Raw genomic sequence first — 11937 nt, 5'->3', positions numbered from 1 at the left:
CGGATGACAACCGACGAATGACAACCGACAAGTGACTGACCCGAGTGACAACCGACTGAGTGGCTACGGAAAGGAAACCGAGATGTCGTCCACTTCCACGGCGTCGATGGTCGACGTGGAACTGCAGCCCGGCAGACCTCCGCTCCTGCGGGCTGAGGTCACCGGTGGCGCGGCGGGCTGGGCAGCCGCGCACCGGGACGCGCTGCGCGCCGTCGTCGCCGAGCACGGCTGCGTCCTGATCCGCGGTCTCGGGCTGCGCGACGCGGCCGAGACCGGTGCCGTCTTCTCGAAGCTCGCCACCGGTCTGATGACCGAGAAAGAGGTCTTCGCACCCCGACGGACCTACTCCGACGGCGTGTACTCCTCGACGAAGTGGCCGCCGAACCAGCCGATGTGCATGCACCACGAACTGAGCTACACGCTCGAGTTCCCCGGCCTGATGATGTTCGCCTGTCTGAGCGCGCCCACCGACGGCGGGGCGACCGCGGTGGCCGACGCGCCGACCGTGCTCGACGCGCTGCCCGCCGAGTTGACCGGGCGGTTCGAGCGCGAGGGCTGGCTGCTCACCCGCAGCTACAACGACGAGATCGGGGCGACCGTGGCCGAGGCGTTCGGCACCGAGGACCGTGCTGCCGTCGAGAGCTACTGCCGCGCCAACGCGATCGCGTTCGAGTGGCAGCCGGACGGTGGGCTGCGCACCCGACAGCGTCGCAGCGCCGTGGTGCGTCACCCGGTCACCGGCCGCCGCTGCTGGTTCAACCAGATCGCGTTCCTCAACGAGTGGACGATGGCCCCCGAGGTGCGCGAGTACCTGATGGACGTCTACGGGGCCGACGGGCTGCCGTTCAACACCCGCTTCGGCAACGGCGACCCGATCGGCGAGGACGTCGTGGAGCTGCTCAACCGCGTCTACGAGGCCCACACCGCACGCGAGCCGTGGCAGGCGGGCGACCTCATGCTCGTCGACAACATCCGCACCGCGCACAGCAGGGAGCCCTTCGAGGGACCACGCGAAGTGCTCGTCGCCCTGGCCGACCCGGTGCCTCTGACCGACTGCTCCCCGACCGTCGAGGTGACCGCGCCATGACCACCACCCGTTCCACCACGTCGAAATCCGCACCGAAATCCACTCCGGCCGCGCCGGTCACCGTGCCGCCGTTCGCGGTGATCCCCGGCGCCCAGGTCCAGCGCGCGCTGCGCGGACGCGAGAAGCAGATGGTGGAGCTGGTCGAGGCGACCTACCGGGTGCACGGCGCCGGTGACTCGGTGAACCCGCCGTCGTACTTCCTGCGGTTCCCCGACCGCCCCTCCTCCCGGATCATCGCGCTGCCCGCCTCGATCGGCGGGGAGGTGCGGGTGGACGGCCTGAAGTGGGTCTCCAGCTTCCCGGAGAACGTGAAGGCCGGTATCCCGAGGGCCTCGGCCGTGCTGATCCTCAACGACCATGACACCGGCTACCCGTTCGCCTGTCTGGAGAGCTCGATCATCAGCGCGACCAGGACCGCCGCGTCGGCGGCGGCGGCCGCCGACCGGCTCAGCCGTGACCGGCAGCGACCGGCGCGGGTCGGTTTCTTCGGGGTGGGCCTGATCGCCCGGTACATCCACACGTTCCTGGTCGGCACCGGCTGGTCGTTCGACGAGATCGGTGTGCACGATCTGTCCACCGACAGCGCGGCAGGGTTCCGGTGCTACCTGGAGCAGTCGGGCGCCACCGGCCGGATCACCGTGCACGACAACGCCGAGCAGCTGATCCGCAACAGCGACCTGGTGGTCTTCGCCACGGTCGCCGGGCAGCCGCACGTCAGCGATTTGTCCTGGTTCGCACACAACCCTGTGGTGCTCCATGTGTCGCTGCGCGACCTCGCGCCGGAGATCCTGCTCGCCTCGACCAACATCGTCGACGACATCGAGCACTGCCTGAAGGCCGACACCTCGCCGCATCTGGTCGAGCAGCTCACGGGCAACCGGGACTTCGTGCACGGCACGTTGGACGACGTGATGGCCGGACGGGTGACCGTGCCCGCGGACCGGCCGGTGGTGTTCTCACCCTTCGGCCTCGGGGTGCTCGACCTCGCGGTCGGCAAGTACGTCTACGACGAAGTGGCCCGCGGCGGTGAACTGCACGTCGTCGACGACTTCTTCCACGAACTGAGCCGGTACGGATGAGCCGGCCCCGAACCCGGGCCGCAGCAGACAGCGGCCCCTGACGCAGGGCCCTGTCCGACCCATATGGACACGGCCTCCCGCCCGAAAAAGCGAAGAAGCCCGCCCACGGTCGGACGGACATTCCGAAAGTGCTCTGCTCCAGATTGAGGAGACCGTCGTGCCCGTCATTTCCGTTCCCCAGGCCTACAACGAAGAGGATCTCTATGTCGACCTCCGGGCGATCATCGGGCACTCACTCTTCCTGAAGTGCGAGGGCTTCAACTTCGCCGGCTCGATCAAGCTGAAGGCCGCCATCGAGATGGTGGAGGCCGCCGAGCGGGACGGAGTTCTGAAGCCGAATTCGATCCTGGTCGAATCCTCGTCCGGGAACCTCGGCGTGGCGCTGAGCATGATCGCGGCGAGCAAGGGTTACCGGTTCCTGTGCGTGACGGACTCCCGCGGCAACCTGTCGACCAGGATGATGATGGAGGCCCTGGGCAGTCAGGTACACATGATCGCCGGTCAGCAGGAGAGCAACGGCGGCTATCTCGGCGCGCGGATCGATTACGTGCGTGCGCTGTGCGCCTCCGACGACCGGTATGTGTGGCTCAGTCAGTACACCAACCCGAGCAACTGGAAGGCGCACTACCGCAGGACGGCGCCGGAGATCGCCCGTCAGTTCCCGCTACTGGACGTGCTGTTCGTCGGGGCCGGCACCACCGGCACCCTGATGGGCTGCGCGCGCTACTTCCGGGAGTGGCACCGTCCGGTGCGGGTCGTCGCGGTGGACAGCGTGGGCTCGGTGTCCTTCGGTGGTCCGCCCGGCCGCCGAATGATTCCGGGCCTCGGAATGAGCATGCGCCCGCCCCTGCTCGACGAGTCCTACGTGGACGAAGTGATACGAGTCGAGGAGAGGGACACCGTCCGTACCTGCCACCGGCTGGCCAGGAGAGGGTTCGTGTTCGGCGGCTCCACCGGCACGGTGGTCAGCGGCGCGTCGGACTGGTTGAGCCGGCACGACGCACGCGAACTCACCGCCGTGGCCATCGGTCCGGACCTCGGCGAGCGCTACCTCGACACCATCTACCAGGCCAGCTGGCTGCGGGATCTCTACGGCGACGACGTGCTCAACTCCGAAGAGATCACCGCCGATTCCTGGGCGCCCTCCCCCACGCCATCGACACGGTGGAGCCGGGCGGTCGACCTCCAGAACGGCGAGCGCAACAACAACCAACGCCCTCAACTCCAGGACCGTAAGAGCTAGCGCCTGTCTTCACAGGTGGGCGGGGTCCGGTACGTGCCGGGCCCCGCGGCCCGGTCCGCCCGCGCCGGGGCGGTAATGCGACGAACTCGGCGGCCACGGGATTCGGTTGTCCGACCAGGGGCGGCATTGGAGGTACGGGAGCGAAATACTGATCACTGTTTTCGGTGACGTTGCCCACTATGTGATGGGGACATCTAGGCAATTCGTACTTTGTCACCGAAAGTTGGGGACGGAAATCCCCACAGAAAGCAATCGCCCCCCATGCACCGTTCGTCCGACGTTCCCGTACAGCCCCACGCCGTCACCGTCGCCGAAGTGATCCCCGGTGATCTGGTCGCCCTGTCCGAACAGGATGTGGTGGAGAACACCTGGTACGTGGTGATGCACACCCTGCCCGAGACTCCCCACACCATTCGCCTGACATTGCGGCCGCCACTCGGCGGAATTGATCACGACGAGGTATTCGAACGCGGTCACCAAGTGACCACGGCCTGCCGTCGAATGGATGTCGGGGCAATTCCCGAGATCACCTCCACCGACCTCGGCCCGGTGGAATTCCGGGACGGCGACCGCGTCACCTCGCTGCGCGCCGTGGACCCCCGGGCCGTCGAGGAGTCGTACACCCGCAGGTGGGGTCACTGGTACCGGGACCTGGACCGCCGGGCCGAGGATCCCGTCCCCGACGAGGAACTGCGGAACTTGGCCGCACAAGTCACCCAAACAGGACATGTCGTACGACATCACCCGCGTCCGACGCGGGTCGCCGAGGTGTACGCACCCCGCCGGGTCGTCGTCACCGGGCTCGGTGCCGTGACGCCGCTCGGTGTCGGGGTCGAGGAGCTGTGGCGGGGGCTGGTCGAGGGCCGGTGCGGGATAAGCGAGTTGGAGGGCGAGGAGTTCGCCGAACTGCCCGTGCGGGTCGCGGGCAGCGTGCCCGTGGACCCCGTCGGTCTGCTGCCCCGGCCGCAGGCGCGGCGGATGAACCGGTCCGCCCAGTTCGCGGTGCTCGCCGCCCGGGAGGCCTGGCAGGACGCCGGGCTGGACCCGGCCGGCACGACGGAGAGCGGGCTGGCGCCCGAGCGGGTCGGCGTCTCGGTCGGGGCCATCCTCGGTGACGCCTCCGTGCTCGTCGGCGGCGACCGCAAGCTGCGGGACAAGGGCCCGCGCGCGGTCTCCCCGCTCACCACTCCGATGACCGTGCCCTCGCAGGCCGCCTCCCAGGTGTCGCTCGCGCTGCACATCACCGGCGAGGCCCGCACCGTGACCAGCGCGTGCGCCTCCGGCACCGAGGCCATCGGACAGGCCATCGACCGCATCCGGTACGGCCGGGTGGACGTCGCCCTCGCCGGGGGCGCCGAAGCCGTCGTCACGCCCGCGATCATGGCCTCGTTCGCCGCCATGCGCGCGCTCTCCACCCACGAGCTCGGATCCACCAGCCCCTCCCGGCCGTTCGCCAGCGACCGCGACGGCTTCGTGAACGGCGAGGGCGCGGGCTTCCTGCTCCTGGAGGCCGAGGAGCACGCCCGGGCACGCGGCGCGCGCATCTACTGCGAGGCCGCGGGCTGGGGACTGTCCGCCGACGCCCACCACATGGCCGCGCCCGACCCGTCCGGCAGCGGCGTGGCGCTGGCACTGCGCCGGGCCGTCCACGACGCCGGTGCCCATGTCGTGGACGTCGTCCACGTCAACGCCCATGCCACCGCCACCGTCGACGGCGACCTCGCCGAGGCGAGCGCGCTGCGCGCCGTGCTCGGCGGGAGCGTGCCCGTGACCGCGCTGAAGGGCCACCTCGGTCATCTCCAGGGAGCCGCGGGCGGTGTGGAGGCCGTCGCCACGGTGCTCACCCTCCACCACGGCCTCATCCCACCCACCATCGGCTGCGACGACCAGGACGAAGCAATCGACCTGGACGTGGTGACCAGGAGGCCCCGCCGGCTGCCCGCGCTCGGCGACCTCGCCCTGAGCAACTCGTTCGGGTTCGGCGGGCACAATGCGGTGCTGGCCCTGCGGCGTACGGGGTGAGGCGTACAAGGTGAGGCGTACGAGGTGACGGGGCTCCCGGGGGGCGGCGGTCAGGCCGAGGCTCGGCCCCGCGGGGTGGCCTTCTTCGCGGTCGTCTTCTTCCCCGTCGCCTTCTTGGCGGTCGTCTTCTTGGCCGCCGTCTTCTTCGCGGTGGACTTGGTGGCCGCCGCCTTGCCGGCCGCCTGGCCCGTCGACTTCGCCGTGGACTTCGCGACCGTCTTCTTCGCCGCCGTCTTCCTCGCGGTCGACGTGGACTTCTTCCCGCCGACCTCCTTGGGCGCCGTACGGGCCGACCTGCGGGAGGGCAGCGGGGTGACCTCGGCGGATTCGCCGGTCCGCGCCCCGGCTTCCTCGCCCGTCCCCTCGCCCGTCTCCTCGCCCCGGGACACCTTGGCCGCGCGCACGCTCTTCTCCAGGGCGGCCATCAGGTCGAGCACCTTGCCGCCGGCCCGCTCCCCGGCGGGGAGCGCGGCCGGGAGTTCACCGGAGGCCTTGGCGGCGATGAGTTCCTCGACGGCCTCGCGGTAGTCGTCGTGCAGTTCGGTGAGCTCGACCTCGCCGAGGGTGTCCATGAGGGCGTCGGCCAGGTCGAGTTCCTTGTCCCGTACGGTCACGCTCGCGTCCGGGGCGACCTCCTGCGTGGACCGGATCTCGTCCGGCCACAGCAGCCCGTGCATGGCGATCACGTCGTCCACCACGCGCAGCATGCCGAGTCGCTCCCGCCCGCGCAGTGCGAACTTCGCGACGGCGACCTTCTGGCTGCGCTTGAGCGCCTCGCGCAGCAGGACGTACGGCTTGGTGGCGGGGACGCCGTTCGCGGCCAGGTAGTACGCCGTGTCCATCTGGAGCGGGTCGATCCGCTCGGCCGGCACGAACGCCACGATCTCGATCGTCCTCGCGGTGGCGATCGGCAGCGCGGCCAGCTCCTCGTCCGTGATCGGGATCAGCGTGCCGTCCGCGTCCTCGTACGCCTTGCCGATCTCACCGGTGGTGACCTCGCGGTCCTCCAGTTCGCAGAATTTGCGGTACCGGATGCGGCCGCCGTCGTCCAGGTGGACCTGGCGGAAGGAGATCGAGTGGCTCTCCGTCGCGTTCACGACCTTGATCGGGATGCTGACCAGACCGAAGGAGATGGCGCCGTTCCAGATGGATCGCACGTGCGGCACCTTCCTGGTGGTTCCTGCTGACGCGGGTTCTTGGTGACGGGTTCTTGGTGACGCGGGTTCTTGCTGACACGGGCTCGCGGGGTGCGGTTGAAAGCCAGGCTAGACGGGTGTGCGCGACCTCACATCCGCAAGGGAGCGGCGGGGCGATCTCGGCGCCTTGATGGCGATTTCATGCGACTCTCGTCGTATGACGCCGATCACGGAAGTGGAGGGACGGCGGCTCGCGCTCACCAATCTGGACAAGGTGCTGTACCCCGCGACCGGCTTCACCAAGGGTGAGGTCCTGCACTACTACGCGACGGTCGCGGAACCCCTGCTGGCGCACCTCCACGACCGGCCGGTCTCCTTCCTCCGCTACCCCGACGGGCCGGACGGGCAGGTCTTCTTCACCAAGAACGTGCCGCCCGGCACCCCCGACTGGGTCCGCACCGCCGAGGTCCCCCGGACGGAGGGCCCCGCCCGGATGGTGCTGGTCCAGGACCTCCCCTCGCTGATGTGGGCGGCGAACCTCGTCACCGAGTTCCACACGCCGCAGTGGCGGGTGGACGCGCCCGGTCTGGCCGACCGGATCGTGTTCGACCTCGACCCGGGGGCGCCCGCGACGGTCGTCGAGTGCTGCGAGGTCGCGTTGTGGCTGCGGGAGCGGTTGGCTGTGGACGGGATCGAGGCGTACGCGAAGACGTCCGGGTCGAAGGGGCTGCATCTGCTGGCGACGGTGGTGCGGATGCCGTCCTCGGACGTCAGCGCGTATGCGAGGGAGCTGGCTGTGGAGGCGGAGCGGGCGTTGCCGGCGCTCGTCACGCACCGGATGACCAAGAGTCTGCGGCCCGGGAAGGTGTTCGTCGACCACAGTCAGAACGCGGCGCGGAAGACGACGGCCACGCCGTACACGTTGCGTGCGCGGGCCGCGCCCACCGTGTCCGCCCCCGTCACCTGGGACGAGGTCGCGTCCTGCGGGGATCCGTCCCGGCTCGTGTTCCACGCCGACGACATCGCTCCGCGCCTGCACCGACACGGCGACCTCCTCTCCCCCCTCCTCACCCCGTCCTCCTGACCAACCAGTCCCTCGCCCCCGCCGCCCCTACCCTCCCCCAAGCTCTCGGCTTCGCTCGAGCAGGGGGACCCCCATCATCCCCAGGGGCTCCGCCCCCTCACCCCCGCCAGGGGCGCTGCGCCCCCTGGACCCCCGCATCGGCCTGAACGGCTTCGTCCTCAAACGCCGGACGGGCTGAGTAATACGGGCCGGGGTGGGCGGGGCACGGCCTCCGACCTCGCCCTCGAACGCCGACCGAGCCAAGGCTTTCAGGGGCGCGAGGAACCGCGCGCCCAGCCCCCACCGGCCCGCAGCCAAACGAAAACGGTCGGCCAGGGATTCGGGGCGCAGCCCCGCCCAAGGGGCGCGGGGAACTGCGCGCCCAGCCCCCTCCAGCCCGCAGCCAAAGCACATCCAGCGGACGGGGGATCCGGGGCGCAGCCCCGACCCCAGGGGCGCGGGGAACTGCGCGCCCAGCCCCCACCCGCCCGCAGCCATACAGATACCGGCACGCAGCGATCCAGGACTACGGAGTCACGTTCGTAGCCATGTGTGGCGGTCGCGGGCCATCGCGTGCAGGGCCTCCACGTCCGCCGGCTTCAGGACGCCCCCGAGGCGGGCCAGCGAGGACAGGTCGGTGTCCTGCAGGACGCGGACCTCGCGGAGGGGGGCGAGGACATCGAGGTCGGCGGGGCCGGCCACGGCCAGGACGGCGTGGACCTCGGCGGTCAGCGCGTACGAGGCCCGGTCGGCGTCGGCACGGACCCGGCGCAGCAGCGGATACGGCTCCCGGCGGCCGACGGTCACCATGGGGTCGGCGACGAGCACCCGCTGCTTGCGGGCGTGCAGGGAGCGCAGGGCGAAGATGCCGCCGGGGCCGATCAGCAAGTGGTGGACGCGATCGCCGCCAGGGAGCGGGACGGAGTGGAGGGTGTGCCAGCCCGCGCCCTCCAGATGGTCCAGGGCCTCCCCGACCGCCTGCTCGGCGGCGAGCGCACGGCGCCGCGGGTCGGGCCGCAGTCGGCGCGCCGGTCCCGGGTCGCGGTCGAGGTCGATCACCAGCGCCTCGCCGGGCCGGTTCGGCGCGAGGTCGTCGTCCGGGTGGAGGGTCAGTCGGGCCAGTTCCGCGGGGGTCGGGACGGGTGGGGGCCCCACCGTCACGGGGCCGGTCAGGAACGGGCCGAGCGCGTCGAGCACGTCCTCCCGGCGCTCCTCACTGAGCAGATTGACGCGGGCTGCGTCACGGTCGTACCAGGCAACGTTCCTCCCGTCGGTCAGGCACACGTACAGGCGCTCCTGCCCGTGGCGCCAGGTCGGTATGACGCGCAGTCCGTTCATGCACCATCACCCCATGACCATGGGAACAGGCGGGGTGCTCCAGGGGCAAGAACCCGGTTACCTTTGTGAGCAGTTGGGGGAGTTGTGGGAGGCGCTGTTGCGGACTCGCAGAAAGCAACCCGATGTGCCCGCTCCGGACAGCCCGTGGAGCGAGATCGTGCCTGGCCTGTGGATGGGTGGACACGCGTTCGCCGGGCGTGCCGGCGAGCCGGAATTCGCGGTCGTGAGGGATGAGTTCGACCTCGTCCTGACGCTGCTGCGAATGCCGGGGCACGGCCCCGACCCGGGCGTCGAGCACCATGTGTGGCCGATTCCGGACGGTCCTTTGGACGGGACACAGCTCGCCGGGGTGATCCGGCTCGCGCGGGCCGCGGACGACGCGCTGGAGGACGGGCGCCGGGTCCTGGTGCGCTGCTATCACGGCTACAACCGCTCGGGGCTCGTGGTCGCGCACGCGCTGGTCCTCGCGGGACACAGCTCCGACGAGGCGATCCGCCTGATCCGCAGCCGCCGCTCGCCCTGGGCCCTGCACAACGAACTGTTCGTGGAGTACCTGCGCGCCGGTCTGCCCACGGCCCGCCTCCTGGAGGAACTGGCGGAGTAGCCCCCCGGCCCCGCGGCCCTACGCCCTCACCAGCCCCACCGACCCCACCCGCGAACAAAAAGGACTTCCCTACGAATATGGTGTACGGCGTCGGTTACGTCGATTTCACGCCGACCTCGCGCACCGAGCCGTCCCCCTGGCCCCGGATCGAGGCCGGCCCGGACGCAGGAGCGCAGTGACCCCCACCCGGCCCAGCCGTCTCGTGCGCGCAGCCCTCGTCGCCCTGCTGGCGGCGGCCGTGGCAGGCTGTGGCGACTCCGGTGCCCTGCGGGGCGCGGGGGCGACGCCCACCGCCGTCGGCCCGGCCCGGCTCTGGCCCGAGCTGCCGTCCGCGTCGACGGCCGCCCTCGACTACGGCGAGGCGGACACCGAGACGGTGACGGGCATCACGGCGCCGGGCGACGACATCCACAAGGTGGACCCGATCGCCGTGTTCCGTGCCGAGGTCGGCCGCCACCCGGACGAGTACAGCGCCGTCCACGCCCCGTACCGTGAGACGGCCCAGCAGCTCAAGTACTGCACCGGCAAGGACACGCTCGGCGGGAAGTGCCCGATCCTCCAGGCGTACTACCGTGATCTCACGGGTGACCGGAAGGACGACCTGGTGCTCGGCATCCGCTTTCCGCAGAATCAGCTGGCGGTGCGTGTGTACACCTTCGAGCACCACAAGCTGGTCCAGATCATGGGCACCGCGGACAGCACGATCAGCGTCGAGGTCGCGGGCCGTGACGTGATCATCCGCTCGCCCTCGACCCTGCCGGGCTACGAGTACCGCACGGTGTGGACCTGGGACCCGCACCAGCACGCGATGCTGGCGACCCGGGACGAGATCCTCCGGGTGGGCACGCCCAGCCCCACCAGGCGCGGCACCACCGCACCCGTCCCCTCGGCACCCCCCGCCCCACCGGTCTCGCCCTCAACCTCTCCCGCGGCCCCTCCGTCGGCCTCGCACTTCGTCTCCCCCTCCGCCTCCCCCGCGCCGTCGACCGCCGCGAGCACCCCATGAGGCTGCCCTCACGCCGCTTCCGGCCGCCCCGCCGTCTCCCCCACTGGACCGCCACCCTCACCTGGAAGGCCGCCGCCTTCATCACGGTGATGTGCTGCGGTCTCGCCGCCCTGCTCGGCGTCCTCGTGCATGTCTCGGTGACCAACCAGACCGTCGGCGAGGCCCGCGGCCGGGCCCTCGACCGGCTGGCGGAGGTGACGGCGGCCTACGAGGCGGGCGACCGGCTGCCGCCGGGCGCGGGGATGGATCTCCCGGGTCTGCCGGCGCCGCTGCGCGAGCTGGCGACGGACGGGCGCCGCGGCACGATGGTCGGGGACGACGACCCGCACCCCACCATGTGGGCGGCCGGACCCGCGGGCGGCGGGCGGGCGCTCGCCGTGCAGTTCGACTACTCGCAGGGCGCGCACGCCATCGACGCCCTGGACCGGTCGATCGTGTGGTCCTCGGCGCTGGCGATCGGCGCGACGCTGCTGGTGGGAGCGTTCGCGGTGACGCGGGTGACCCGTCGGCTGCACGCGACGGCACAGGTGGCCCGGCGGATCAGCGCGGGCGACCTGGACGCGCGCGTCAACGATCCCCGTACGGCCGTGGACCCCCGTACGCGGTACCCGGCCGGCCCCCAGGACGAGGTGGCCGCGGTCGCCGGGGCCCTCGACACGATGGCGTCCTCGCTGCAGAGCAAGCTGATGAGCGAGCAGCGCTTCACGGCGGACGTGGCGCACGAGCTGCGCACCCCGCTGACCGGGCTGCACGCGGCGGCCGAGCTGCTGCCGCCGGGCCGGCCGACGGAGCTGGTCCGCGACCGGGTGGCCACGCTGCGGACGCTCACCGAGGACCTGCTGGAGATCTCCCGGCTGGACGCCGGGTGGGAGTTGCTGGAGCTGGACTCGGAGCCGCTGGCCCCGTTGGCCGAGCGGGTGGTGCGGGCGTCGGGCACCGAGACCGAGGTGCGGGTCGTGGGTGACGTCCGGGTGGAGACCGACCGGCGCCGTCTGGAGCGGGTGCTCGGCAATCTGGTGGCCAACGCGCACAAGCACGGGGCGGGCCCGGTGGTGCTGACCGTCGACGGCCCGGTGGTGACGGTGCGGGACCACGGCGGCGGCTATCCGGAGTACCTGCTGGAGCACGGGCCGCAGCGGTTCCGAACGGAGGGCGGCTCGAAGGGCCATGGGCTGGGGTTGACGATCGCGCTCGGCCAGGCGGAGGTGCTGGGCGCGCGATTGGTCTTCGCCAACGCTCCCGAGGGCGGTGCGATCGCGACGCTGACGCTTCCTCAGGACGAGCGGGGCGCGACCGGCCAGACCGGTGGGGAAGGGCCGACCGGGGCACGCTGAGCGTCCTCGCGTCCCCGATGGCTCA

Annotated in this window: 10 protein-coding genes; 8 read left to right on the top strand and 2 right to left on the bottom strand. The window is 71.1% G+C overall.

All coding sequences use genetic code 11. From position 1 onward, the window contains the following. Positions 1-82 precede the first annotated feature (82 nt). The 4 genes from OG798_RS35050 to OG798_RS35035 all read left to right on the top strand — a co-directional run bounded on the left by OG798_RS35050 (position 83) and on the right by OG798_RS35035 (position 5431). Positions 83-1087, top strand: a complete 1005-nt coding sequence (locus OG798_RS35050) for a TauD/TfdA family dioxygenase (protein ID WP_095852613.1) — start codon at positions 83-85, stop codon at positions 1085-1087. Beyond that, positions 1084-2166 (top strand): 2,3-diaminopropionate biosynthesis protein SbnB, encoded by a 1083-nt coding sequence (sbnB, locus tag OG798_RS35045; RefSeq protein WP_267062807.1) that lies wholly within the window; start codon positions 1084-1086, stop codon positions 2164-2166. The genes OG798_RS35050 and sbnB overlap by 4 nt, the downstream gene beginning before the upstream one ends. A gap of 157 nt (positions 2167-2323) precedes the next feature. Beyond that, a complete protein-coding gene (gene sbnA, locus OG798_RS35040) occupies positions 2324-3409 on the top strand; it encodes a 2,3-diaminopropionate biosynthesis protein SbnA (RefSeq protein WP_095852615.1) in 1086 nt (361 codons plus the stop codon). Between the two features lie 261 nt (positions 3410-3670). Beyond that, positions 3671-5431 (top strand): beta-ketoacyl-[acyl-carrier-protein] synthase family protein, encoded by a 1761-nt coding sequence (locus tag OG798_RS35035; RefSeq protein ID WP_267062806.1) that lies wholly within the window; start codon positions 3671-3673, stop codon positions 5429-5431. 50 nt (positions 5432-5481) lie between these two features. Here the strand turns inward: OG798_RS35035 and ku are convergent, their stop codons facing one another. Beyond that, complete coding sequence (gene ku, locus OG798_RS35030; RefSeq protein ID WP_443053907.1) at positions 5482-6588, bottom strand: non-homologous end joining protein Ku; 1107 nt, start codon at positions 6586-6588, stop codon at positions 5482-5484. A gap of 196 nt (positions 6589-6784) precedes the next feature. On the opposite strand from ku, the gene ligD reads away from it, so the two are divergent. Then, a complete protein-coding gene (ligD, locus tag OG798_RS35025) occupies positions 6785-7651 on the top strand; it encodes a non-homologous end-joining DNA ligase (RefSeq protein WP_095852618.1) in 867 nt (288 codons plus the stop codon). 513 nt (positions 7652-8164) lie between these two features. On the opposite strand, the gene OG798_RS35020 is transcribed toward ligD, so the two are convergent. Continuing rightward, positions 8165-8968: a nuclease-related domain-containing protein gene (locus OG798_RS35020; RefSeq protein WP_095852619.1), complete on the bottom strand. Its 804-nt coding sequence runs from the start codon at positions 8966-8968 to the stop codon at positions 8165-8167. A gap of 97 nt (positions 8969-9065) precedes the next feature. Between OG798_RS35020 and OG798_RS35015 the strand changes: the two genes are divergently transcribed. The 3 genes from OG798_RS35015 (at position 9066) to OG798_RS35005 (ending at position 11912) form a co-directional block, all read left to right on the top strand. Continuing rightward, entirely contained in the window at positions 9066-9572 is a 507-nt protein-coding gene (locus OG798_RS35015; RefSeq protein WP_095857779.1) for a protein-tyrosine phosphatase family protein, read from the top strand. A gap of 175 nt (positions 9573-9747) precedes the next feature. After that, complete coding sequence (locus OG798_RS35010; RefSeq protein WP_121415029.1) at positions 9748-10578, top strand: hypothetical protein; 831 nt, start codon at positions 9748-9750, stop codon at positions 10576-10578. Continuing rightward, the gene (locus OG798_RS35005) at positions 10575-11912 is read left to right on the top strand and encodes a sensor histidine kinase (RefSeq protein ID WP_267062804.1); all 1338 of its coding nucleotides are present in this window, start codon (positions 10575-10577) and stop codon (positions 11910-11912) included. Before OG798_RS35010 ends, OG798_RS35005 begins: the two co-directional genes overlap by 4 nt. Positions 11913-11937 lie beyond the last annotated feature (25 nt).

The sequence above is a fragment of the Streptomyces sp. NBC_00271 genome (genome assembly GCF_036178845.1).
Lineage (GTDB): Bacteria > Actinomycetota > Actinomycetes > Streptomycetales > Streptomycetaceae > Streptomyces.
Note: the sequence above shows the minus strand (reverse complement) of the source record. Positions and strands in the feature narration are given on the sequence as shown.